Annotated in this window: 23 protein-coding genes; 13 read left to right on the top strand and 10 right to left on the bottom strand. The window is 66.0% G+C overall.

The genetic code is table 11. From position 1 onward, the window contains the following. Positions 1 to 41: 41 nt before the first annotated feature. From AC1DU8_RS18100 to AC1DU8_RS18115, 4 genes are all read right to left on the bottom strand, one after another. A complete protein-coding gene (locus AC1DU8_RS18100) occupies positions 42 to 1,880 on the bottom strand; it encodes an ABC transporter ATP-binding protein (protein WP_477727087.1) in 1,839 nt (612 codons plus the stop codon). Further along, positions 1,880 to 2,749: an ABC transporter permease gene (locus AC1DU8_RS18105; protein ID WP_477727088.1), complete on the bottom strand. Its 870-nt coding sequence runs from the start codon at positions 2,747 to 2,749 to the stop codon at positions 1,880 to 1,882. The genes AC1DU8_RS18100 and AC1DU8_RS18105 overlap by 1 nt, the downstream gene beginning before the upstream one ends. 31 nt (positions 2,750 to 2,780) lie before the next feature. Beyond that, positions 2,781 to 3,737, bottom strand: coding sequence for an ABC transporter permease (locus AC1DU8_RS18110; RefSeq protein WP_457282508.1), 957 nt, complete (start codon positions 3,735 to 3,737; stop codon positions 2,781 to 2,783). Between the two features lie 100 nt (positions 3,738 to 3,837). After that, positions 3,838 to 5,463: an ABC transporter substrate-binding protein gene (locus AC1DU8_RS18115; RefSeq protein WP_477727089.1), complete on the bottom strand. Its 1,626-nt coding sequence runs from the start codon at positions 5,461 to 5,463 to the stop codon at positions 3,838 to 3,840. Between the two features lie 567 nt (positions 5,464 to 6,030). Here AC1DU8_RS18115 and AC1DU8_RS18120 point away from each other — a divergent pair. The 6 genes from AC1DU8_RS18120 to AC1DU8_RS18145 all read left to right on the top strand — a co-directional run bounded on the left by AC1DU8_RS18120 (position 6,031) and on the right by AC1DU8_RS18145 (position 12,629). Further along, a complete protein-coding gene (locus tag AC1DU8_RS18120) occupies positions 6,031 to 7,503 on the top strand; it encodes an aldehyde dehydrogenase family protein (RefSeq protein WP_477727090.1) in 1,473 nt (490 codons plus the stop codon). A gap of 53 nt (positions 7,504 to 7,556) precedes the next feature. Continuing rightward, entirely contained in the window at positions 7,557 to 8,882 is a 1,326-nt protein-coding gene (locus AC1DU8_RS18125) for an NAD(P)/FAD-dependent oxidoreductase (protein WP_477727167.1), read from the top strand. A 150-nt stretch (positions 8,883 to 9,032) separates the two neighbouring features. Continuing rightward, entirely contained in the window at positions 9,033 to 9,698 is a 666-nt protein-coding gene (locus AC1DU8_RS18130; RefSeq protein ID WP_477727091.1) for a haloacid dehalogenase type II, read from the top strand. Continuing rightward, entirely contained in the window at positions 9,695 to 10,747 is a 1,053-nt protein-coding gene (locus AC1DU8_RS18135; RefSeq protein ID WP_477727092.1) for a phosphotransferase, read from the top strand. Before AC1DU8_RS18130 ends, AC1DU8_RS18135 begins: the two co-directional genes overlap by 4 nt. Further along, entirely contained in the window at positions 10,744 to 12,096 is a 1,353-nt protein-coding gene (locus AC1DU8_RS18140) for an aspartate aminotransferase family protein (RefSeq protein WP_477727093.1), read from the top strand. The genes AC1DU8_RS18135 and AC1DU8_RS18140 overlap by 4 nt, the downstream gene beginning before the upstream one ends. Before the next feature lie 32 nt (positions 12,097 to 12,128). Continuing rightward, positions 12,129 to 12,629 carry an Lrp/AsnC family transcriptional regulator gene (locus AC1DU8_RS18145; RefSeq protein ID WP_477647631.1) on the top strand — a complete coding sequence of 167 codons (501 nt, stop codon included), beginning with the start codon at positions 12,129 to 12,131 and terminating at the stop codon, positions 12,627 to 12,629. Positions 12,630 to 12,651: 22 nt separating this feature from the next. Here AC1DU8_RS18145 and AC1DU8_RS18150 read toward each other — a convergent pair whose 3' ends face one another. The 5 genes from AC1DU8_RS18150 to AC1DU8_RS18170 all read right to left on the bottom strand — a co-directional run bounded on the left by AC1DU8_RS18150 (position 12,652) and on the right by AC1DU8_RS18170 (position 15,735). Next, on the bottom strand, positions 12,652 to 13,929 hold the full coding sequence (locus tag AC1DU8_RS18150) for an NAD(P)/FAD-dependent oxidoreductase (protein ID WP_477727094.1): 1,278 nt from the start codon (positions 13,927 to 13,929) through the stop codon (positions 12,652 to 12,654). 70 nt (positions 13,930 to 13,999) lie between these two features. Then, positions 14,000 to 14,356 (bottom strand): cupin domain-containing protein, encoded by a 357-nt coding sequence (locus tag AC1DU8_RS18155; RefSeq protein WP_457306422.1) that lies wholly within the window; start codon positions 14,354 to 14,356, stop codon positions 14,000 to 14,002. A gap of 17 nt (positions 14,357 to 14,373) precedes the next feature. After that, positions 14,374 to 14,733: a cupin domain-containing protein gene (locus tag AC1DU8_RS18160; RefSeq protein ID WP_477727095.1), complete on the bottom strand. Its 360-nt coding sequence runs from the start codon at positions 14,731 to 14,733 to the stop codon at positions 14,374 to 14,376. A gap of 67 nt (positions 14,734 to 14,800) precedes the next feature. Next, positions 14,801 to 15,469 (bottom strand): haloacid dehalogenase type II, encoded by a 669-nt coding sequence (locus AC1DU8_RS18165; protein ID WP_431095011.1) that lies wholly within the window; start codon positions 15,467 to 15,469, stop codon positions 14,801 to 14,803. Positions 15,470 to 15,537: 68 nt separating this feature from the next. Then, complete coding sequence (locus tag AC1DU8_RS18170; RefSeq protein WP_457282498.1) at positions 15,538 to 15,735, bottom strand: hypothetical protein; 198 nt, start codon at positions 15,733 to 15,735, stop codon at positions 15,538 to 15,540. Between AC1DU8_RS18170 and AC1DU8_RS18175 the strand changes: the two genes are divergently transcribed. From AC1DU8_RS18175 to AC1DU8_RS18200, 6 genes are all read left to right on the top strand, one after another. After that, entirely contained in the window at positions 15,734 to 16,633 is a 900-nt protein-coding gene (locus AC1DU8_RS18175; RefSeq protein WP_477727096.1) for a GNAT family N-acetyltransferase, read from the top strand. The two genes, AC1DU8_RS18170 and AC1DU8_RS18175, sit on opposite strands and share 2 nt — an antisense overlap. 165 nt (positions 16,634 to 16,798) lie before the next feature. Further along, the gene (locus tag AC1DU8_RS18180) at positions 16,799 to 17,725 is read left to right on the top strand and encodes a 2-hydroxyacid dehydrogenase (RefSeq protein WP_477727097.1); all 927 of its coding nucleotides are present in this window, start codon (positions 16,799 to 16,801) and stop codon (positions 17,723 to 17,725) included. A 160-nt stretch (positions 17,726 to 17,885) separates the two neighbouring features. After that, positions 17,886 to 19,283 carry an aspartate aminotransferase family protein gene (locus tag AC1DU8_RS18185; protein ID WP_457282495.1) on the top strand — a complete coding sequence of 466 codons (1,398 nt, stop codon included), beginning with the start codon at positions 17,886 to 17,888 and terminating at the stop codon, positions 19,281 to 19,283. A 43-nt stretch (positions 19,284 to 19,326) separates the two neighbouring features. After that, the gene (locus tag AC1DU8_RS18190) at positions 19,327 to 19,830 is read left to right on the top strand and encodes an Lrp/AsnC family transcriptional regulator (RefSeq protein WP_457282494.1); all 504 of its coding nucleotides are present in this window, start codon (positions 19,327 to 19,329) and stop codon (positions 19,828 to 19,830) included. Positions 19,831 to 19,953: 123 nt separating this feature from the next. Continuing rightward, entirely contained in the window at positions 19,954 to 20,325 is a 372-nt protein-coding gene (locus AC1DU8_RS18195; protein ID WP_457282493.1) for a helix-turn-helix domain-containing protein, read from the top strand. After that, the gene (locus tag AC1DU8_RS18200; protein WP_477727098.1) at positions 20,319 to 21,497 is read left to right on the top strand and encodes a M20 aminoacylase family protein; all 1,179 of its coding nucleotides are present in this window, start codon (positions 20,319 to 20,321) and stop codon (positions 21,495 to 21,497) included. Before AC1DU8_RS18195 ends, AC1DU8_RS18200 begins: the two co-directional genes overlap by 7 nt. 69 nt (positions 21,498 to 21,566) lie before the next feature. On the opposite strand, the gene glmS is transcribed toward AC1DU8_RS18200, so the two are convergent. Then, positions 21,567 to 23,417, bottom strand: coding sequence for a glutamine--fructose-6-phosphate transaminase (isomerizing) (gene glmS, locus AC1DU8_RS18205; protein ID WP_477727099.1), 1,851 nt, complete (start codon positions 23,415 to 23,417; stop codon positions 21,567 to 21,569). 133 nt (positions 23,418 to 23,550) lie between these two features. Here glmS and AC1DU8_RS18210 point away from each other — a divergent pair, with 133 nt between their 5' ends. Next, on the top strand, positions 23,551 to 24,036 hold the full coding sequence (locus tag AC1DU8_RS18210; protein ID WP_477689888.1) for an Lrp/AsnC family transcriptional regulator: 486 nt from the start codon (positions 23,551 to 23,553) through the stop codon (positions 24,034 to 24,036). Positions 24,037 to 24,082 lie beyond the last annotated feature (46 nt).

Genomic DNA, 24,082 nt, shown 5'->3' on the forward strand with positions numbered 1-24,082 from the left:
ATTGCGCACGCGGCGCTCCCGAGGCAGGCCGTCCGGATGGATCAGGCCGTGCATTCACGCGGCGGCGCCTGGGTCTGCTGCAGTTGCAGCAATTCGTCGGCGCTGCGGTGGCAGAAGACCTCCACGCCGCCTTCGAGTTCATGCCGCGGCGGCGTCTTGCTGTCGCACACGCCGGCCACGCGCAAGGGGCAACGGTCCAGGAAGCTGCAGATGCCCGCGCGGTCGACAGGCGCCTGCACCAGCGGCAGGGCCGCACGCTGCGCCGCCCCGACTTCATCGAGCCATCCCGGGCGCAACTCGGGAACGGAATTGGCCAGCAAATGGAAATACGGATGGCGCGGCGCATGCGCGAAAGCCGACCGGGTCAGCGACTCCACCTTCTGCCCGGCGTACAGCACCACGATCTCGTCGCACACCGCACGCACGGTGTTCATGTCGTGGCTGATGAACATGTACGAAACGCCGAGTTCCTTGCGCAGCTGCGCCAGCAGGTCCAGGATGGCAGCACCCACGACCGTGTCCAGCGCCGAGGTGACTTCGTCGCACAGGATCAGGTCGGGGTCGGCGGCCAGCGCGCGCGCCAGGTTGACGCGCTGCTTCTGCCCACCGGAAAGCCCGCCAGGCAAGCGCCGGGCACAGGCCTGCGGCAGTTGCACGAGGTCGAGCAGCTGCGCGATGCGCTTGTTCAGGGCCTCGCCCTTCAAGCCGCGGTACAGCTGCAGCGGCCGCGCGAGGATGTCGGAAATGGTGTGCGCAGGATTGAGCGCCGTATCCGCCATCTGGAACACGATCTGGATGCGGCGCAGCTCCTCGGGCGAGCGCTGCGACACCAGGCGCGGCAGCGGCTTGCCGTCGAACATGATCTGGCCGCCGGCGGGGCCGATCAGGCCGGCGACGGCGCGGGCCAGCGTGGTCTTGCCGGAGCCGGACTCGCCGATGACGCCGATCGCCTGGCCGCGGTACAGGGTCAGGCGCACATCGTCGAGCACCGGCGAGGCGGGCCGGCCGTGCTTGTCCAGGGGCCCATAGCCGGCGACCAGGTTGCGCACCTGCAGCAGCGGGGTGGCGCCCTCGGCCACTGTCTCGCCGCTGCGGGCCTTGGGATTCGCCGCGGCGATCAGGCTGCGCGTGTAGTCGTCCTTCGGCGTGTTGATGATCTGTGCCGTGGTGCCGATCTCGCGCTCGGCGCCGTCGCGCAGCACCAGGATGCGGCCGGCCATCTGGGCCACCACCGCCAGGTCGTGCGTGACGTAGACCGCCGTGGTCTGGCGCTCGCGCACCACGCGGCGGAAGGCGTGCAACACCTCGATCTGGGTGGTGACGTCCAGCGCCGTGGTGGGCTCGTCGAAGATCACCAGGTCCGGGTCGCTCATCAGCGCCATCGCGGCCATCAGGCGCTGCAACTGCCCGCCCGAAACCTGGTGCGGGTAACGCTGGCCGATGGTGTCAGGCTGCGGCAGCGCCAGCTCGCGGAATAGCGTCACGGCTTTTTTCTCGGCCTCGGTGCGTGGCATCAGCGAATGGATGTGCGCGGTTTCCACCACCTGGTCCATGATGGTGCGCGACGGGTTGAAGGAAGCGGCGGCGCTCTGCGCGATGTAAGAGACGCGGCGGCCGCGCAGGCGGCGCCGCTCGGATTCAGTGAGGCCCAGCACGTCGGTGTCACCAATGCGCACGCTGCCTCCGGAGATGCGGCAGCCGTGCCGCGCATAGCCCATGAGCGCCAGGCCTATGGTGGTCTTGCCCGAGCCGGATTCGCCGATCAGCGCCAGCACCTCGCCGGGCTCGATGCGGAAGGAAACGCCTTTGACGATCTCGGTTTCGCCGCCGGCGGCTTGCGCCACGACGCGCAAGTCGTTTACGAGGACAGTGGCACCCATTAATGTTTCTCCCGGTCTGCGTCGGTATGGCCCGGCAGGTTGTCGATCACCAGGTTGACCGCGATGGTCAGCGCGGCGATCGCGAAGGCTGGGGCGAGCACGGACACGCCACCCAGCGGCAAGGCACCGAGGTTCTCGCGCACCAGGGAGCCCCAGTCAGCCATCGGCGGCTGCACGCCCAGGCCCAGGAAGCTCAGGCTTGCCAGCAGGCGCAGGGCGTAGACGAAGCGCAGGCCCATGTCGGCAAGCAGCGGGCCGGTGATGTTGGGCAGGATCTCGCGGCGCATGATGTAGGCCCGGCGTTCGCCGCGGGCGCGAGCCACCAGCACGTAGTCCATGGCGTTGATGTTCACAGCCAGCGAACGGATGATGCGGTAGGCGCCCGGCGCGTAAACCACGGCCGTCACCGCGATCAGCAGCGGGACCGAGGAGCCGAAACCGGCGATCACCACCAGCGCGAACATCTTGCTCGGGATGGACACCAGCGTGTCCAGCACGCGGCTGAGCACCGCGTCGACCGCGCCGCCCGCCACGGCGGCCAGCAGCCCGAGAACCGCGCCCACGCCGCAGGCGATCAGCGTTGCGACAAAGGCCACACCGATGGTGTAGGGTGTGCCGACAACAATGCGCGTGAGCATGTCGCGGCCCAGGTAGTCGGTGCCCAGCCAGTGCTGCGCGCTCATTCCCTGGAACACGCCGGCGTCGGACATCTCGCCAAGCGCGCTGTCAGGCACGAAGCAGGCGAAGATCCCCACGGCCACCCAGAAGGCCAGTACGGCCAGCCCGAGTTTGCCGGCGCGCGACCAGCCTGCGAGCCAAGCGCGGCGCCTGGTGGCGACCGTCGAAGAAGCAAGTGTTGCAATACTCATGGAAAAACCTCCGCGCTGTGCGCTGCGGTGCTCATTGGTGCCTCAATCGCGGGTTGGCGACGATGCCGCACACATCGGCGAGCATCACCAGGACCAGGTAGGCCGAGCAGAAGATCATGGCGCAGGCCTGCACCAGCGGCATGTCCCGCTGCGCGACGGCGTCCACCATGAGCTTGGCGATGCCCGGGTAATTGAAGATCACCTCGACGATGATCACGCCGCCCAGCAGGTAGGAAAGGCTCAGCGCCACCGCGTTGGCGATGGGGCCGATGGCATTGGGAAGCGCGTGGAACAGCACGGTGCGCGCAGCGCTGGCGCCCTTGAGCCGCACCATCTCGATATAGGCCGCGGCCAGCTGGTCGATGACGGCCGCGCGCGTCATGCGCAGCATCTGGGCCACGATCACGCTGCCCAGGCTGAGCACCGGCAACGCGAAAGAGCGCAGCATCTCGCCCGGCGACGAAACGTCGACCGCGTACGACAGCGCGGGCAGCCATTTCAGCTGCACCGCGAACACCAGCACGGCCAGCGTGGCCACCAGGAATTCCGGCACCGACACGACGGCCACTGTCGCCATGCTGGTGAAACGGTCGAAAGCCGAGCCGCGCCGCAAGGCGCACAGAATGCCCAGGCCGAGGGCAAGCGGGACGGAAAACACCGTCGTCACCGCGGCCAGCTGCAGCGAAGCGGGCAGGCGGCTGGCGATGGCCTCACCCACCGGCATGCCGGTGACCACGGACTTGCCCGCGTCGCCCTTGGCCATGCCGCCCAGCCAGTCGAAGTAGCGCAGCACCGGGCTTCGGTCCAGGCCCATCTCGGTGCGCAAGGCCTTCACCGCCTCGGGCGTGGCGTCCTGCCCCAGCTTCTCTTCGGCCGCGTCGCCCGGCAGCACGGAGGTGATGGCGAACACCACCACCGACACCGCCAGCAGTGAGCCGAGCCCGGCGAGTATGCGGCCGCCGACCAGTTTCAGGATAGTGAGATTCATACGAGGCTCTTCCATTCAAGTGCCGGCGCGGAACCGGCTTTGCCGGGCCGCAGAGGGCGCCCCCCTAGGGGGGAGGCGCCGAAGGCGCTTCGGGGGGGAGTCATCCCTCCAGCCACACGTGTTCGGCAAAGCCGTAGCCCATCATCCCACCCAGCGGGTTCACCTGCAGGCCTTTGAGCTTCTTGTTGTGGCCGTCCAGGCTGGAGAGGAACATCGGGATACCGATGCCGCCGTCCTGGTTGATCAGCGTCTGCATGTCGGCGTACATCTGGGTTCGCTTGGCCGTGTCGGTTTCGGCGCGAGCGCCCACCAGAAGCTGGTCGAACTTCTCGCTCTTCCAGCCCGCTTCGTTCCAGGGCGCATCGGACTTGAAGAACAGCGTCAGGGCCAGGTCGGCCGTGGGGCGCGTATTGACGTTGCCGAAATTGATCGGGTGTTTCATCCAGTGCTGCGACCAGTAACCGTCGGCCGGCATATTGCGCACATCCAGGTTCAGGCCGGCTTGCCGCGCCGCATGCTGCAGCACCAGCGCCATCTCCACCGAGCTGGTGGCCGCGGACGAGGCCACCATCGGGATGGCGGCGCTGCCCAGGTTGGCCTTCTTCAGGTGCCACTTGGCCTTGTCGGCGTCGTAGGGGCGCTGCGGCAGGCCCTTGAAGAAGAAGCGGTTGCCCGGCGCGATGGGCTGGTCGTTGGCCACAACGCCGCGGCCCAGCTGGATGGACTTGAGCATCTGCTCTCGATTGAACAGCAGCTTCATGGCCATCACGAAGTCAGGGTTGGCGCCCGGGCCGCTGTCGCGCCGCATGATCAGGTCGGTATACGAAACGCCCTTGGTCTCGAAGATGGCGGCCTTGCCGCTGGCGTTGACGCGGTCGATCGAGCGCGGGTTGACCGTGCCGATCAGGTCCAGCTCGCCGGCCAGCAGCGCGTTGACGCGCGCCGACTCGTCGCTGATGCCCACGTACTCGATCTCGTCCAGGTAGGGGCGGCCGGGCTTCCAGTAGTTCTCGTTGCGCACGCCGATAGAACGCACGCCGGACTTGAACTCCTTGACCCTGTAGGGGCCCGTGCCGATACCGGCGTTGAAGTCGGTCGTGCCGTCCTTGATGATGTGGAAGTGGTAGGTGCCCAGGATGGCCGGCAGGTCGGCGTTGGGGGCCACCAGGCGGATGGTGACTTCATTGGGGCCGGAGGCCGTCACGTCTTCGATCTGGTCGGCCAGCACCTTGGCCTTGGAGCCGGTGGCCGGGTTCTTGTGCCGCATCATGGAGAACACCACGTCGGCCGGAGTCAGCGGCTTGCCGTCGTGGAAGGTCACGCCCTTGCGCAGCTTGAAGATCCAGGTCTTGGCGTCCTTGGTGGTGAACTCCTCGGCCAGCGAGGGCTGGGGCGTGAGGCTGCTGTCCAGCCAGGTCAGCCCGTTGTAGAAGGTGAAGCCGCGGGCGTAGTCGGCCTGGTTGGCCTGCTTGGCCGGGTCCAGCGTATCGCTTACGGAGGAGACCGCGCCCGCCACCTTGATGCGGCCGCCCTTGCGCGGCGTTTGCGTTTGCGCCTGTGCATTCGCGGCAAGGCCGGCGATGCTGCCGGCCAGGGCCGCCTGCATGCCGCCGGCCGTCAACATGGCCAATACATCGCGCCGGCTCGCGCCGCGTTGCAACGCACCCAGGATGCGTGTGCTCTCTTCGGGGCCGATCAGGCCGTTCAGCTGCTTGTTATCTGCCATGGTGTTCTCCTGGTTTCTCGTGGTGGGGTAAAGGCATTGGAGCACCTGCTGACCGGGGATATACCTCGATCACGCCGGGGCGCTTGGTTAAAACTGCGGTTTTGCGGATAGCCGGCGGCATGGTGTGCGGCACACCCCCGACGGCTTGTGCCGCCCTGCCTGGCCCCACCGCCCTTGTAATGCCGTAGCGCGTGCAGGCCATCCGGCGCATGGAGAAACCAGTCGGCATGCCGCGGCAATCGAAGCCAATGGACTTGGGACGAAGGGTCATAAAAAGCGTCCTCCTGGAAGGGGTGGTGCAAAGCCTGTGCCGGTTCGCCGGCGCCATGCAATGAATGCTATTGAAGCACCGCCGCAGATGCTGCGGTTGTGCGCCGCTTGCGCACCGTTCATGCCGAATGCCCACGCTTAAACGGCAGATCAATTCCGGTCAAGGGCGTACCATGACTTCGATTCTTTTGAGAGGGAAAGCATGGAATATGACGACACAATGCGGGGGTTCCGCAAGGGCAATTTCCCCGCGGTGCAGCGCGGAATCAACCGCGCCGCGGCAAAGGATATGCGCCCATGAACGTCTCCCTTGTTGAGCAGCTCAAAGCCGCCGGCCGGCTGGATCGCCTGTTCATAGACGGCGAGTGGGTCCTGCCCGCAGGGCAAGCCCGGGCTAGCGTCATCAACCCGTCGACCGAGGAGCCCATCGCGCGTATCGCCTTGGGAGGCGCACAAGATGTCGGTGTGGCTGTGGCCGCTGCCCGCTCCGCTTTCGCCACCTGGTCTGTCAGTTCCCCTGAAAACCGGGCCTTGCTGCTCGGCCGCATCCACACCTTGATCCTCGAACGGGCCGAACTCTTCGCCCAGGCGATCTCGCTGGAGATGGGCGCCGCCATCGGCTTTGCGCGCAGCACCCAGGTGCCGGTCGCGGCCGAGCACATCCGCGTGGCCCGTGACAACCTGGCCAGCTATCCCTTCCTCTCCCACCGGGAGGGCGTGACTATCCAGCGCGAGGCCATTGGCGTGTGCGGCCTGATCACGCCCTGGAACTGGCCGCTCTACCAGATCACCGCCAAGGTCGGCCCCGCCCTGGCCGCCGGATGCACCGTGGTCCTCAAACCCAGCGAGCTGTCGCCGCTGAGCGCCTTGCTGTTTGCCGAGGTGGTGCACGACGCCGGCATCCCGCCGGGTGTGTTCAACCTGGTGAGCGGCAATGGGCCCGAGGTCGGCGCCGCGCTGTCGGCGCATCCAGACGTGGACATGATCTCGATCACCGGCTCGACCCGGGCCGGCGTGCTGGTGGCCCAGGCGGCGGCCCCGACGGTCAAACGTGTGGCCCAGGAGCTCGGCGGCAAATCGCCCAACGTGATCCTGCCGGACGCGGACCTGGCTCGCGCCGTACCGGCGGGCGTGGCGGCCGCCTTTCGCAACGTCGGCCAGTCTTGCAGCGCGCCGACCCGCATGATCGTGCCACGCGAGCGCCTGCAGGAGGTTGAGCGGATCGTGCTCGAAGCGGCCTTGAGCTTTGTCGTGGGCGATCCGCGCTCGCCGCAGACCACGCACGGCCCGGTGGCCAACCGCGCGCAGTTCAACCGGGTGCAGGAAATGATTGCCACCGGGATTGCCGAGGGTGCGCGCCTCATTTGCGGCGGCCCCGGCCGGCCTGAGGGCCTGGAACGCGGCTTCTATTGCCGCCCGACCATCTTCTCCGGCGTGAACTCCCAAATGCAGATCGCGCAGGAAGAAATCTTCGGGCCGGTGCTTGTGATCATCGCCTACGACAGCGTGGATGAGGCGGTAGAGATCGCCAACGACACGGTCTACGGCCTGGGCGCGCACGTGCAGGGCCAGGACCTCCCCACGGCGCGTGCGGTTGCGGCGCGCATCCGCTCGGGGCAGGTGCACATCAACTATCCGGCCTGGAGCCCCCATGCCCCCTTTGGCGGCTACAAGCGCTCGGGCAATGGCCGCGAATACGGCATCGAAGGCCTTGAGGAGTACCTGGAAACCAAGGCAATTCTTGGTTTCGGGCAGGAGCAGCCGGCATGAGCGCGGCCTTGGTGCAAAAAATGCAGACATCCAACAACGACCAGAATCCATCCATGTCCCAGCCCCTGCGCCTCCTCGAGACTTCCTCCGCCCCGCCAGCCAGCGCCGATGTCGTCGTGATCGGCGGCGGGATCATCGGTGTTTTTACCGCCTACTACCTGGCCAAGCGCGGCATGTCGGTCGCACTGGTCGAAAAAGGCCACATCGGCGCCGAACAATCGAGCCGCAACTGGGGCTGGTGCCGCCAGCAGAACCGCGATGCGCGCGAGCTGCCCATGGCCACCAAAAGCCTCGAACTCTGGGACCAGTTTGCCGCCGACAGCGGCGAAGACACCGGATTCACGCGCTGCGGCTTGTTGTACCTCAGCGATGACGAAGCCCAGATTGCCGGCTGGGCCAAGTGGCGCGAATTCGCCACGACCGCCGGCGTGACCACGCACATGCTGAGCGGCCGCGAAGCTTCGGAGCGGGGCCAGGCGACCGGCCGCGCGTGGAAGGGCGGCGTCTTCTCACCCAGCGACGGAACGGCCGACCCGGCCAAGGCGGCGCCCGCCGTGGCGGCCGCGCTCATGAAGCTCGGCGGCACCGTCCACCAGAACTGCGCCGCGCGCGGCATCGAGATGGAGGGCGGCCGGCTCAGCGGCGTCGTGACCGAAGCGGGAACCATCAAGACCCGCACTGCGGTGCTCGCGGGCGGTGCCTGGGCGTCCTCGTTCTGCAACCAGCTCGGCGTGCGCTTTCCGCTCGCCACGATACGCCAATCCATCGTGCGCCTGTCGCCGGTGGCGCAGCAACTGCCGGCAGCGCTGACCAGCCCGCGCGTCGCCGTCACCCGGCGTCCCGACGGGCATTATGTCCTGGCTATCAGCGGCCGTGGGCGCGCCGACCCCACACCGCAGCTGTTGCGCTTCGCGCCGCAGTTCATCCCGATGTTCGCCAAGCGCTGGCGCAACGTGTTTCCCGGCGGCATGGAAGGCATACGCTGGGGCCACGAAACCCGCGCGCGCTGGAAGCTGGACGCCCCCACCCCCATGGAACGGGCGCGCATCCTCAACCCGACTCCCGACCCCGCCGGTGTCCGCGAAATCCACCGCCGTGCCGTCGACCTGTTGCCCGCGCTGCGCGAAGCCCGCATCGCCAACACCTGGGCGGGCTACATCGACAGCACACCCGATGGCGTGCCGGGCATCGGGGAACTGCCGCAGGTTCCCGGCCTCATCCTGGCCGCGGGTTTTTCGGGGCACGGCTTCGGCATTGGCCCTGGCGCCGGCCACCTGATCGCCGACATCGTGTCGGGGGCACAACCGATCTTCGATCCGAAGCCTTTCGACCCCGCCCGGTTCAAGGAATCGATGTGGGGCAAAGTGGCTGATTTCTAAAAGAGCGAAGCACCCGCAATCCGGGGCCAAGCAAAGTTCCGGCAAGCCCCCGGATTGAAACGGATTCCACTTGCACCGCACGTGAATGCGGCATTTCCGAAGGCGGGGAATTCATAGACTTATATCCATCCCAACAGCGTGGATCCTTCTATGACATTCAAACCCAAATTCATCAGCTTCGACTGCTACGGCACGCTCATCAACTTCGAGATGGGCCCGACCGCCAAAGGCCTGTTCAAAGACCGCGTTCCGGCCGGCCGTATGCCGGCCTTCCTGGACAGCTTTCGGACCTATCGCCTCGATGAGGTCCTGGGCGAGTGGAAGCCCTTCTTCGAGGTTGTGGAGAATTCGATCCGCCGTGCATGCAAGGCCCACGGCATCGACTACCAACCGTCGGACGCCGTGGCGCTGTACGACGCCATTCCCATCTGGCAACCGCACCCGAACGTCGTCGAGGTTCTGGAGGCGATTGCGCCGCACGTGCCGCTGGTGATCCTCTCGAACTCGATGATCGATTTGATCCCGGCCAGCGTCGCCCACCTGAAGGCGAAGTTCCACGCGGTCTACACCGCCGAGGAAGCGCGCGCCTACAAACCGCGCTTCCAGGCCTTCGAATACATGTTCGACCAGCTCGGATGCGCGCCCGACCAGATGATGCACGTCTCGTCGAGCTTTCGCTACGACCTGATGACGGCCTCCGACCTGGGCTTCATGGCCAAGGCCCTCATAGACCGCGGGCATGAACCGACTTCCGACGCCTACGGTGTCAGCCGTTTGACCGACGTCCGCCAGCTTCCCGGCCTGCTCGGCCTATGACGGCGCTGAGCACCACCGCGCCCGACCTCGCGCCGGCGGCAGTGGAGGCCCTGGTCCGCCGCCTCTACGGCATCGAGGGTTCCACCCGGCCATTGGCGGGCGAGCGCGACCAGAACTGCCTGGTAGAGGCGGCCGACGGCTCTCGCTACGTCCTGAAGATCAGCAACCCGTCGGAGTCCCCCGCGGTCGTCGACTTCCAGATCGCGGCGCTAGACCACATCGCCCGCATGTCACCGGACCAGCCGGTGCCGCGCGTCGTGCGAACACTCCAAGGACACACGCACGACACGGTCGCGCTAGCCGGGGGCGTCCAGACACGCGTGCGCATGCTGAGCTACCTGGACGGCATCCAGATCCGCGAGACCGTGCGCACCGCCGCCCAGCGGCGCGCCATGGGCGCCGGGCTTGCCGGCTTGAACCGCGCGCTGCAAGGCTTCGCGCATCCGGGCGCGGCGCACGACCTGCTGTGGAACGTCGCCACGGCGCATCGGCTGGGCGCACAGCTCGACAGCCTTGTAGAAGGCAAGCAACGCGCGCTGGCCCAGGCCTTCATGACGCGCTTCACGACGCACGTGCTGCCGCGCCTGGCATCGCTGCGGTCCCAGGTGATCCACAACGACTACCACCTCTACAACGTGCTGGTCGCACCCGACGACCAGGCGCGCATCGTCGGCATCATCGACTTCGGCGACATGGTGCACGCACCGCTGGTCGGCGAGGTGGCGACGGCCGCCGCCTTCCACATGGCCGGCAACCCCGACCCTTTCGAGGGACCGGCCCAGTTCGTGGCCGCCTATCACGCGGTGCTGCCGCTGACCGGCGCCGAACAGGAGGTCCTTGCCGATCTCCTGGCCACGCGACACCTCATCACGGCGTTGATTTCGGAATGGCGCGCCGCGCGTTATCCCGAGAACCGCGCCTACATCATGCGGCACAACCCCGCGGCGTGGGAAGGCTTGTCCCAGATGGCCGATCTTTCCCGCGACACCGCACGCGACCGGCTGCTGGCCGGGGTCCACGCATACGTACAAACAGGAGCCACCCAATGAAAAGCACCACCGACCTCAACATGGTCAATGCCTATATCCCCGGCCGCGCCGACGTGGGCCCGGCCACAGCGCAGATGATCGCGCGCCGCGACGCCCTGCTCGGCCCGGCCTACCGCCTCATGTATGAACGGCCGCTGCACATCGTGCGCGGCGAAGGCGCCTGGCTGATCGACCCCGAGGGACGCCGCTACCTCGACGCCTACAACAACGTCACCTCGCTTGGGCATTGCCACCCGGCGGTGACCGAGGCGATCTGCCGGCAGGTGCAGACGCTGGCGACCAACACGCGCTATCTGCACGACACGATTCTCGAACTGGCCGAACGCCTGCTCGCGAGCGTGCCCGGAACCGGCCTGGCCCACTTGATGCTGACCTGCACAGGCAGCGAGGCCAACGACCTCGCCTATCGCATCGCGAAGGTCCGCACCGGCGGCACCGGCATGATCGTGACCGAAACCGCCTACCACGGCATCACCGATGCGGTGGCCAAGTTCTCGCCCTCGCTGGGCGTGAGCGTCGATCTCGGCGCGCACGTGCGCCTGGTGCCGGCGCCGCGCCTGTACCACGCCGGCGGCGCCGATTTGTCCGAACGCTTCACCCGCGACGTCGAGGCGGCCATCGCCGACCTGCGGCGCCACGGCATCCAGCCGGCCGCGCTGATTGTCGATTCGCTGTTTACCAGCGACGGCATCCTTCCCGGACCGCAAGGCTTCCTGAAGCGCGCGGTCGAGGCGATCAAGCGGGCGGGCGGCCTCTTCATTGCCGACGAAGTCCAACCCGGTTTCGGCCGGACCGGCGAACACCTTTGGGGTTTCCAGCGCCATGGCGTGGTGCCCGACATCGTCACCATGGGCAAACCGATGGGCAACGGCCAACCCATCGCGGGATTGCTGGCGACCGCCGACGTGCTGGCCGAATTCGGCAAGAGCTCGCGCTACTTCAACACCTTCGCGGGCAACACCGTTTCCTGCGCGGCGGCACTGGCGGTACTGGACACGATAGAGCGGGACGGTCTGGTGCAGCATGCCGCCAAGGTGGGCAAGATTCTTCACGACGGCATCGCCACCCTGGCAGCCCGCCACGAGGCTATCGGTGACGTGCGCGGTGCCGGCATGTTTGTCGGGGTCGAACTGGTCTCAGACCGGGCATCGCGCGCGCCGGACCGCGGCCTGACGAGTCAGGTGGTCAACCGGATGCGCGACAAGGGCGTGCTGATCAGCGCCTGCGCGATGGGACACAACGTACTCAAGATCCGCCCGCCCCTTGTGCTGTCGGCGGACCAGGCCGGCCTCGTCATCCGGGCGCTCGACGAATCCCTGGCTGAAGCGCGGGTGGCCGGTACTCACTAGCCGCATTCGGTATCCGGCGCTACCATCCGGCCATGACTCCCGCAACGTCTCTCGACCGCTTCGACCTCAAGATCCTCGCGCACCTCGAGCGCGAGGGTCGCTGCTCGAACGTCGAGCTGGCCGACGCCGTCGGCCTGAGCCAGAGCCCGTGCCTGGTGCGGACAAAGCGGCTGCAGGAAATCGGCGTGATTCGCGGTTATGGCGCCCACATCGCGCTGGAGAAGCTGGGCAATTGTGTGGTGGTGTTTTCCGAGGTGACGATCAGCAGCCATCGGCCTCCGGACTTCCGCAAGTTCGAGCAGGCCGTGGATCGCCACGGCGAAATCGTGGAGTGGTACAACCTCAGCGGCGGTTACGACTACCTGCTGAAAATCGTGGCGCCGAACGTCACCCATTTCCAGGCGCTGATGGAGAGCCTGCTGCAGGAAGATATCGGCATCGGGAAGTTCACAAGCCGGATTGTTTTGCGCCAGTCATCGGGCAAGCGGACGCACCCGCTCCATCTCATCGCGGCGCAGCTGGACCGGGCCTGAAGGCCACGATCCTCAACGGTCTTCAGGACAGCTTGTCCTTGAGGCGGTAGTAGGCGCCGACCAGCGGCAGGAACCAGGGAGGGCCGAAGTGGCCCGGGATGGCCGGCCAGGTGAAGTCTTTCCAGGGGTTCAGGTCGGTGCGCCCATCCATGACCTCCGCCATGATGCTTCCCATCAGCGTTGACATCTGGGTACCGTGGCCGCTGTACCCCATGGAATAGTAAATACCGTTGCGCTCGCCGGCGCGTGGCAGCCGGTCACGCGTCATGTCGACCATGCCGCCCCAGCAATAGTCGATGCGCGCATCGCGGAGTTCGGGAAATACCTCGTGCAGTGCAGTGCGCAGGATGGCGCCGCTTTTTTCGTCCGAGGCCGGATCGGAGACGGCAAAGCGAGCGCGTCCCCCGAAGAGCAGCCGGTTATCGGGTGTAGTGCGGAAGTAGTTGACCAGGTTCTTGGTATCGACCGCCATCCTGCGTTTTGGCAGCAGCCGGTCCAGCGTCTCTTTCGGTAGGGGTTCGGTGACGATCAGGAAGGCGCCGACCGGCACGATCCTGCGCCGGATCCATCCCAGCGGCCCGGTCTGCGAGGTTCCGCTCGCCAGGAAAACCTGCTTGGCATGGAGTCGGCCCGTTGGCGTTTCGACGATGTGGCCGCCGCCAGGCGCAGGCCGCAGGGCCGTCATCGGCGAGTGCTCGTGGATTTCGGCGCCGCGCCGCGCCGCCGCTTCCGCCAGGCCGCGCACAAAGCGCCCCACATGCATGCCAGCACCCTTGCGGTAGACCAGCCCACCGTAGTAGCGGTCCGAACCGACTTCACCTGCCAGATCCGCGCGGCTCACCATATGCGTATCGGGATCCACCGTGGCGGCCAGCAACTCCTGGCTGCGCATCAGCTTGTCGTAGTGCTCGGGCTTGGCCGCCAGCTTGATCTTGCCGACGCGCGCGAAGCTGCAGTCGATGTTCTCTTCAACCACCAGGCGTTCGACCAAATCGACCCCGGCATCAAAAGCCCGGTAGAGCCGGTTGGCGACGTCCTTGCCGAGTTTGGCCGACATCATGCCGTAGTCCTGGGCGAAGCCGTTGTTGCACATGCCGCCGTTGCGGCCGGATGCCGCGTTGCCTATCGTGTCCGCTTCCAGCAGCAAGACACGCGCGCCCTTCCTGGCAAGCGCCAGCGCGGCCGAAGCACCGGTCAGGCCGCCACCGATCACCGCCACGTCGCAGCTGCCCTGCACCGGCCCCGGGGTGGCGCCCTTGAAGGGCTCCGATGTGTCCAGCCAATAGGATGTCAGTTTCATATCATCTCCGGGGTCATTGTTGTCTGCTTGAATAAGGACTGGTTCGCGAGCCCGAACATGGCTGACTCACTCATGCCGTGACCCAGACCTTGCGCACGGTTTCAAGCGTGCGCCAGGTGCCGGTGTAGCCGGGCTTCATGATGAAACAATCGCCGGCCCGGTAGGTCACCGGGGCCTGCCCGTCCTCGGTGATTTCCGCCACCCCGGACAGGATCAGGCAGAACTCCCAGGTGTCGCCTTTGATGGAGCGATTGACACCCGGGGTCGATTCGAACACGCCGGCGCGGACCTTGCCGTCCTTGGCGCTGTCGACGTCCCAGCTGCGGCACACGATGTCGCCTTCGATGACACGATCGGCCGGCGGCCGGTATTCGCGCGGCTCGCCCAATTGGTCGAGCTTGAAGGTGACGAGGAGATTGTTGGGCATGGAAGTTTGGGCCGCGCTCATGCGCAGCCGTAGATGATCCAGATCTTGCGCGTGGTCTCAATGCAGCGCCACTTGCCGACGTAGTCCGGCTTCATGACGAAGTTGTCGCCAGCCTGGATGCGGATGGGTTCCTTGCCGTCTTCGATCAGCTCCGACACGCCGGAGAGGATGTGGCAGTACTCCCAGACGCCGCCCTTGATCGAGCGGATGGTGCCGGGTGTCACTTCCCACACGCCGGTGCGCAGCTTGCCGTCGGCCGTCTGTTCCACGTCCCAGTTGGTGAAGCGCGGATCGCCGTCGAGCAGGCGCTCGGGCAAGGGGCCGCTCTCGCGGCCGGGACCCAGGTTGTCGAGCTTGAAGAAAGTGAGGTTGCTCATGGGTAGCGGTACTTTTGCAATTGAATGAAGTGGAAGGCGAGAAGGTGGGAAGCGGGCGTGCGCCGGATTACAGGCCGACCAGCGCCGGCAACCCGTTGATGTCGCGGATCTCCACATGGCTGTAGAACTCGCTGGGCTTGGGCTCGTGGCCACGGTTGACGAACACCTTGTTCTTGATGCCCATGTCGTGGGCCGACATCAGGTCGTAGCGTGGGCTGGAGGACACGTGCAGGATGTCGTCCGGCGAGCAGCCCAGCTGGTCGAACATGTACTCGAAGGCCTGCAGGCGCGGCTTGTAGGCGCCTGCATCCTGCGCGGTGTACACCTTGTGGAAGGGCGCTTCGAGCTTGCGGACGTTGGCGTCGATCTGCTCGTTCATGGCGTTGGACAGGATCACCAGCGGGATCTTGTTGCCCACGCGGGTGAGCGAAAACGGCACGTCGGTGTGCGGGCCCCAGGTGGGCACCGCGTCGTAGAACTTCTGGCCGTCCTCGTCGCGGTAAGCGACCCCGTGGCGCTTGCAGGTGCGCGCCCATGCCGACTTGAGCACCTGGTCGTAAGGCTTCCAGTCGCCCATGGCCTCATCCAGCCGCAGGGCGCTGAAGTCCTTGATGAACTGCTGCATGCGCTCGGGCGGAAGCTGGTCTCCCACAATGCCGTAGGCCACCTCGTGCATGCGAAAGTAAATGAGCGTGCCGTAGCAATCGAAGGAGATGTACTTGGGTCGGAAAATCATGGTTGGCCTCGTGGATGGTGGGATGGAGAAATAATTCAGGCGGTGCGGTGGTTCGGATAGGAGCAATCCTAGGCAGCATCCGCCGCAGTTGTTGCGGTTCTGCGCGGCGCGAACGCAGCATTCCTTCGCAGTACCGCGGCCTCCAGGCGCTTTGTGCCGTTCTTCCAGCGGCCGCGGCCGGCGCCAAGATCGTACAAGCCGCCGGCCCTTGCGCCGAGCATCATCTTCCCCAAACCGCCCTTGACGTTTTTGAAGGAAAGCCCCATGCCCGACCACGTTTCCATTCCACAGGCCGCGCTTGCGGCAGTGGGCCGTCCATTGCCCGACGGCGTAACGCTTCGCCGGCTGAAGGAGAACGACCTGGAGGCGGCGCAGGGGCTGTCACGCGAGTTCGGGTGGCCGCATCGCCTGGAAGACTGGCGCTTCAGCCTGGCGCATGGCGAGGGCGTGGCGGCGTTGCGCGACGGTGAACTGATAGGTACCGCGCTGCATTGGCCCTGGGGCAAACAGCACGCGACGGTAGGCCACGTGATGGTGTCGCCGCGCATGCAGGGCCAGCGTGTGGGCCAGCATCTCATGCATGCGGTGATGTCGGGCCTGCAAGACCGCACGGTGCTGCTGCACGCCACGGCCGAAGGTCGCGGCCTGTATGAACGCATGGGCTTCGAGATCACAGGCGAAATCCGGCAGCACCAGGGTTCGGCCGCGCCGGCGCAACTGGTGGCCCTTGCGCCCGGCGAGCGGCTGCGCCCGCTGGGCCGCAACGACGCAAAGACACTCGTTGCCCTGGATGCCATTTCCGCCGGCATGCCGCGCGATGCGATGCTGCGCCAGCTGCTGGCCGACGGCGAGACGGTAGTGCTGGCACGCGGCGGTGAAGCCGTGGGTTTTTCCGTCGTGCGGCGCTTCGGGCGCGGCCATGCCATCGGTCCCGTCGTGGCACCCGACCTCACCAGCGCGCAGGCGCTCATCGGCCACTGGTGCAGCCGCTTTGCCGGCAAGTTCCTGCGCATCGATGTCGACGCCGCCAGCGGCCTGCCTGAATGGCTGGAAGCGCAGGGCCTGCCCCGCGTGGACACGGTCACGACCATGGTGCGCAACGGCCCGCTGGCACGAGGCCCGGCGGTCGGCGGCTGGGCGCTGGTTACTCAAGCTATGGGTTGATGGCCCACCCCCGTTCAGGCTCACTTCGTGTAGCCTGCTCCCCCCTCAGGGGGCGCACTCTGCGGCCCGGCGAAGCCGGTTCCGCGCGTGCACTTGTATCGGCCACTGGCCACTGGCCACTGGCTATAACGTATTGCGGGTCGTATGCGGCTTCCTGGAGAAAAGATGACTTTCCTATATAAAGGTCCCGCGCAGCGCGGGGCCGTGTGGGCTGAGCAGTTCGCGCGCAGGATGCCGCAGCTGCCGTTCCAGACCTGGCCCGAGATTAGCGATCCGGCGCAGGTGCGCTTTCTTGCGGCCTGGGAGCCGCCGCCGCGCATCGCCGAGGCCCTTCCCAACCTGGAGGTGCTGTTCTCGGTGGGCGCCGGCGTGGACCAGTTCGATTTCGCGGCGCTGCCGCCGGAACTGACTGTCGTGCGGATGGTGGAGCCGGGCCTGACGGCCTGCATGTGTGAATACGTCAGCTGGGCGGTGCTGTCGCTGCACCGGGAGATGCCGATGTACCTGCGGCAGCAAAGCCTGGGCCAATGGAAGGAGCACGCTGTGCGGCCCGCCTCCACACGGCGCGTAGGCGTGATGGGCATGGGCATGCTGGGGCGCGCGGCGCTTGCGCAGCTGCGGCTGCTCGGCTTTGACTGCACGGGCTGGAACCGCTCGCGGCGCGGCGAGCCTGGCGTGCGCTGCTACAGCGGCGAGGCGGAGCTGGACGATTTCCTGGCCCGCACCGACATCCTGGTATGCCTGCTGCCGCTCACGCCCGAAACACGCGGCATTCTCGGACGCCGCGTGTTTGAGGCACTGCCGGAAGGCGCCTGCGTGGTCAACGCCGCACGCGGCCGCCACTTGGTGGAGGCGGACCTGCTGGCCGCGCTGGAAAGCGGGCGGCTCTCGGCCGCGGTCCTGGACGTCTGCGAGCCGGAGCCGCCCGTGCAGGGCCACCCGTTCTGGAACCATCCGCGCATCTGGCTCACGCCCCACATCGCGAGCGCCACCCAGGCCGAGACCGCGGCCGAAGCGCTGCTGGACAACCTGCGGCGATATGAGGCCGGCCTGCCGCTCGAAGGCGTGGTGGACCGCTCACGCGGGTACTGAGCCCGCCATCCCGGGGCTGGCCGGGGCCGCGAACTCATACGAATCAAGCAGCCTGACCGCAGAATCTTCTACCGTACGCGCACGAACAACAGCATGGTCGTGCGCGCGCAAGGGGGCAAGCCGCAGCACCCGCTGCGCACCCACGCCTAAGCTTGTACCCATGATGTCCACCAAAACCCTTTCACTCGATTCGCTTGTGGCGCTCGACCGCGCCCACCTGATCCACCCCGTGGCCAACTGGCGCGGCCATGAGCAGCGCGGTGCCACGGTGCTGCGCTCCGGCAAGGGCGCCTGGCTGCGCGACGCCGATGGCCGCGAACTGCTGGATGCTTTTGCAGGCCTCTGGTGCGTCAACATCGGCTACGGCCACGAAAGCGTCGTGGAAGCCGCCGCGCGCCAGATGCGCGAACTGCCCTACGCAACGGGTTATTTCAGCTATGCCAGCGAACCAGCCATCCGCCTGGCCGCCAAGCTCGTGGAGATTTCTCCGCCTGGGCTGAAGCACGTGTACCTGACGCTGGGTGGCTCCGAGGCGATTGATGCGGCCGTGCGCCTCATCGTGCAGTACTACAACGCCACGGGCCGGCCGAGCAAGAAGCACTTCATCGCGCTGCAGCGCGGCTACCACGGCTCGTCCTCGACCGGCGCCGGCCTGACGGCCCTGCCCGCCTTCCACCGTGGCTTCGACCTGCCGCGCCCCGAACAACACTACATCCCCTCGCCCTACCCCTACCGCAGCCCCGTGGGCGGTGATGCGCAAGCGGTGATCGCGGCCTCGGTGGCCGCGCTGCGCGAGAAGGTCAACGCGCTGGGCGCGGAAAACGTCGCGGCCTTCTTCTGCGAACCCATTCAAGGTTCGGGCGGCGTGATTGTGCCGCCCATGGGCTGGCTCAAGGCCATGCACCAGGCTTGCCGCGAGCTGGACATCCTGTTCGTGGCCGACGAGGTGATCACCGGCTTCGGCCGTACCGGCCCGATGTTCGCCTGCGACGCCGAGGGTGTGTCGCCGGACCTGATGACGGTCGCCAAGGGGCTGACCTCTGGCTATGCACCCATGGGTGCGTTGCTAATGTCCGAGCGTGTGTACGCCGGCATTGCCGACGGCACCCCGGCCGGCGCCGTGGTGGGCCACGGCGCCACCTACTCCGCACACCCGGTGAGCGCCGCCGTGGCGCTGGAAGTCATACGGCTTTACGAAGAGGGCGGCATCCTCGCCAACGGCCAGCGCGTCGCGTCTCATTTCGAAGCGGGATTGCGCGCCATGCTGCGCCATCCGCTGGTGGGCGACGCGCGCTCACGCGGGCTGCTCGGCGCGCTGGAACTGGTGAGCGACAAATACACCAAAGCCAGCTTCGACCCCGCACTGCAACTGCCCGACCGCATCGCCAAAGCGGCCTATGAAAATGGCCTCATCTTCCGCGCTTTCGGCGATGGCATCCTGGGCTTCGCGCCCGCCTTGTGCTTCACGCCCTCGGAGTTCGAGCAGATGTTCGAACGGCTGAACCGCACGCTGGATACCGTGCTCGAGCAGCCCGAAGTGCGGCGTGCCCTGGCTTGACCTGATTGACTTGGGCGTGGAACTTGCTTAAATGGAGTTAACAATGAACACCTCCACCGGCAATCCCAAGCTTGACCGCCTCGACCTGCGAATCCTGTGCCACCTGCAAAAAAACGGGCGGGCCTCCAACGTTGAGATCGCCGACGCCGTCGGCCTGTCGCCTAGCCCCTGCCTGGTCCGCGTCAAGCGGCTGGAGCAAGCTGGCTATATCGCCGGTTATGGCGCGCAGATCCGGCTGGAAAAGCTGGGTGACACGCTGCTGGTGTTCACCGAGGTCACGCTGCAGGACCACAAGCGCGAAGACTTCGTCAAGTTCGAGATGAGCATCCGGCCCATCGACGAGATCGTCGAGTGCCATATGGTCAGCGGCGGCTACGATTACCTGCTGAAGTTCGTTACACGCGGCGTGAACCACTACCAGGAAATCGTCGAAGGCTTGCTGGAAGCCAATATCGGCATCGAAAAGTACTTCAGCTATATCGTGATCAAGACGCCTTTCGTCAAGAACTACTATCCGATCGAGCAGCTGATGCAGCCGCACGCCTGAGCGGACTCCGAAGCCGGTTCCGGGCCGCAGCTTTTGCTGCAGCCCGACCCGATTCGACATTTGCTGCTGCGCCGGAGTCCGTTTCCGGTGCCATCTCCGGTGGGGCCGGCCTACGCTTGGAGCATGAACCCTCCTTCCCGCATCCCGGCACCTGCCCGCTCGGCCGCAGCGATCCAGCGTGTGCAGCGGCACATCCACGAGAACCTCAATCAGGCGCTGTCGTTGTCGGAGCTGGCCGATCTCGCCGGGCTCAGCATCTGGCGCTTCGCCACTGTGTTTCGCCAGCAGGTGGGGGTTTCGCCGCATCGCTACATCTGCCGGCTCCGCCTGGCACGCGCCCAAACACTGATCCGGCAGGGGATGCCGGTCGCCAGCGCGGCGAGCGAGGCGGGCTTTTATGACCAGAGCCATCTCTCACGGCATTTCAAGAACGTGTTCGGCATGACACCGGGGCAGTACCTGACGACCGCCGGCCAGGCGCGAACGGCATGCTGAGCCCGACCATAAGGCAGGAAATCGCGGACCTGCTGCCCGAACTGGTGGCGCTGCGGCGCGACCTGCACGCGCACCCGGAGCTTGCGTTCAAGGAACACCGTACGGCTGGCATCGTCGCATCGGCCCTGCGCGACCTGGGGCTGGAGGTGCATGAGGGCATAGGCGGCACCGGTGTTGTCGGTGTGCTGCGCGCCGGCAGCGGACAGCGCAGCGTGGGACTGCGTGCCGACATGGACGCGCTGCCCATTCTTGAGCAAGGCGAACGGCCCTACGTCAGCCGCTTCCCCGGCGTCCACCACGGCTGTGGGCACGACGGGCACACCGCCATGCTGCTGGGCGCGGCACGCCAGCTGGCACGCACCCGCCGCTTCAACGGCACCGTCAACTTCATCTTCCAGCCCGCCGAAGAAGGCCGGGGCGGCGCACGCGTGATGGTCCAGGAAGGGCTCTTCGACCGCTTCCCTTGCGATGCGGTCTACGCCCTGCACAACTGGCCGGAGCTGCCCGCCGGCACCGCCCAGACGCGGCCGGGCGCCATCATGGCGGCGGCGGATCGCTTTGACATCGTGGTACGGGGCCGGGGCGGCCACGCGGCCCAGCCGCATCGCACGCCCGACGCGGTGCTTGCCGCGAGCGAGCTGGTCAGCCAGCTGCACACCATCACGTCGCGCCGCATTCCGCCCACCGAGAATGCGGTGCTCTCGGTCACGCGCATCAGCGGCGGCCAGTCGCACAACGTGCTGCCTTCCGCGGTCGAGCTGACGGGCACGGTGCGCAGCTTCGACGCCGGCGTCCAGGACACCATCGAAGCGGCCATCCGGCAGATCGCGCAGGGCGTGGCTCAGGCCACGGGCACCATGATCGAAGTGGAGTACGTGCGCTACTACCCGGCCACCATCAACACGCCGCAAGAGGCATCGCTGGCCCTGCGCGCCGCAGAAGCCGCGGGCCTGCGGGCTTCAGTGGCGCCCTCGGCGGCGTTCACGTCAGAGGATTTCGCATTCATGCTGAAAGCCAGGCCCGGCGCCTACCTGTGGCTGGGCCAGGGCCCCGGCCCAGGGCGCGAAGACACCCCCTCATTGCACCATCCCAGCTACGACTTCAACGACGAGGTATTGCCATTGGGCGTCAGCTGGTTTGTTCAGGTGGCGAGCCTCGTGCTCGCAGGCTGACTCGGTGTTGAGTTGCGTTGCTACTTGACCCAATGTAATGGCGATTAGCGCTCACAAGCACTGTGACTGTCATTCGACGGTCACGCTCTTTGCAAGATTTCGAGGTTTATCAACATCCGTCCCGCGCGCCACAGCCGTGTGATACGCCAGCAACTGCAGCGGCACCACGTGCAGCAGTGGGCTCAACGCGCCGTAGTGTTCGGGCATGCGGATGACGTGCAGGCCTTCGCCGCTTTCGATGTGGCTGTCTGCGTCTGCCAGTACATAAAGGACGCCGCCGCGGGCGCGGACTTCCTGCATGTTGCTTTTGAGTTTTTCGAGCAGCGCATCGTTGGGCGCGACGCAGACGACGGGCATCTCGCTGGTGACCAAAGCCAGGGGGCCGTGTTTGAGTTCGCCTGCGGGGTAGGCCTCTGCGTGGATGTAGCTGATCTCTTTGAGCTTGAGGGCGCCTTCGAGTGCGATGGGGTAATGCAGGCCACGGCCGAGGAAGAGTGCGTTTTCCATTTTTGCGAAATCTTCGGCCCAGCTGATGACTTGCGGCTCGAGCGCCAGCACGGCTTGCAGGGCGGCGGGCAGGTGGCGCATGGCTTTGAGATGGCCGGCTTCTTCTTCCTCGCTGAGCTTGCCTTTGCTTTGGGCCAGGGCCAGCGTGAGCAGGAAGAGGCCTGCCAGTTGCGTGGTGAAGGCCTTGGTGGAGGCGACGCCGATCTCGACGCCGGCGCGCGTGATGTAGGCGAGCTTGCATTCGCGCACCATGGCCGACGTTGACACATTGCAGATGGTCAGGGTCTGCGTCATGCCCAGGCTTTGGGCGTGGCGCAGTGCGGCCAGCGTGTCGGCTGTTTCGCCGCTCTGGGTGATGGTGACGACGAGTGATTTCGGGTTGGGTACCGATGTACGGTAGCGGTATTCGCTGGCCACTTCGACTTGTGTGGGGATGCCGGCAATGGACTCGAGCCAGTATTTGGCCGCGCAGCCGCTGTAGTAGCTGGTGCCGCACGCCAGGATGAGCACCGAGTCAACATCCTTGAACACGCGGTAAGCCTCGTCGCCGAACAGCTCGGGAACGATGCCTTCGACGCCTTCGAGCGTGTCGGCAATGGCCCGCGGCTGCTCGAAGATTTCTTTTTGCATGTAGTGGCGATACGGGCCCAGCTCTGCGGCACCGCTGTGGGCGTGCACGGTTTTGACTTCGCGTTGGACCGCCTTGCCTTCTTTGTTGAGCACCCAGTATTTGCCGAGCTGGATGTCGACCATGTCGCCTTCTTCGAGGTAAACGATCTGGTCCGTCACGCCGGCCAGGGCCATGGCGTCGCTGGCCAGGAAGTTCTCGGTCTTGTCCTTGCCCACGCCCAGGATCAGCGGCGAGCCGGCGCGCGCGCCGACGACGCGGTGCGGCTCGTCCTTGCAGAAGGCCGCAATCGCATACGCGCCGTGCAGTTGCGCGACGGTGGCCTTGAGGGCTTCGAACAAATCGCCGTCGTACAGGCTGTCCATCAAATGCACGATGACTTCGGTGTCGGTCTGGCTGTCGAAGACATAGCCCTTGGCCTTGAGGCCGGTGCGCAGCTCTTCGTAGTTTTCGATGATGCCGTTGTGCACCAACGCGACCTTGCCTGCGCGCGCCGTGGCGCCCGCGCCGCTGCCGTGGCTGAAATGGGGGTGGGCGTTGTGCACTGCGGGCGCGCCGTGGGTGGCCCAGCGGGTGTGCGCAATGCCGGTGCCACCTTCGAGTTTGTCAGCGCTCACCTGCTCCTGCAGTTCGGCCACACGCGAGGTGCTGCGAGCGCGCTTCAGGCCGCCGGCGTACACGGCGACGCCGCAGGAGTCATAACCGCGGTATTCGAGGCGCTGCAAACCCTGCACCAGGATGGGAACGATATTTCGGGTCGAAACGGAAGCAACAATGCCGCACATGAAGGTCTCCTGAAGGTTAATGCGGTGATGCTACGTACTTACAATTTTCTAATGTGATCTATTTTTCAAACTAAATGGAATTTAATTTCACCATTTGCATTAAGTTAAATTAAATTTCATTTATATTTCATTAATGGAACAAATAATCATTGATGACACCGACTTGAAACTGCTGGACAGCCTGCAAACCGATGCGTCGCTGAGCAACCAGGCGCTGGCCGAACGCGTCCATATCTCGCCGCCGACCTGCTTGCGCCGCGTGAAACGCCTGCGCGATGCCGGGCTGGTGGAGCGTGAAATCGCGCTGCTCAGCCCCGACAAGCTGGCCGCCCTCTCCGGCCACGGGCTGACGGCCCTGGTCGAAATCACGCTGGATCGTCAGAGCGCCGAGCAGCAGGAGGCGTTTGAGGCGCGGGTGGTGCAGGACGAAGCAGTGCAGCAGTGCTACCGCGTCTCACCGGGGCCGGACTTCATGCTGGTGGTGCATGTGGCCGACATGCCGCGCTACCTGGCGCTGGCGCAGCGGCTTTTTACCAGCGATGCAAATGTGCGCAACGTGAAGGCGTTTTTCAGCACCAAACGCGCAAAATTTGAACCAAAAGTGCTCCTAGCCCAATAAGAACCGGCGCGAGCAGCTATCAAAACAATAGCGTATCAGCAGCCCC

The organism is Polaromonas sp. P3_A5 (genome assembly GCF_056403055.1).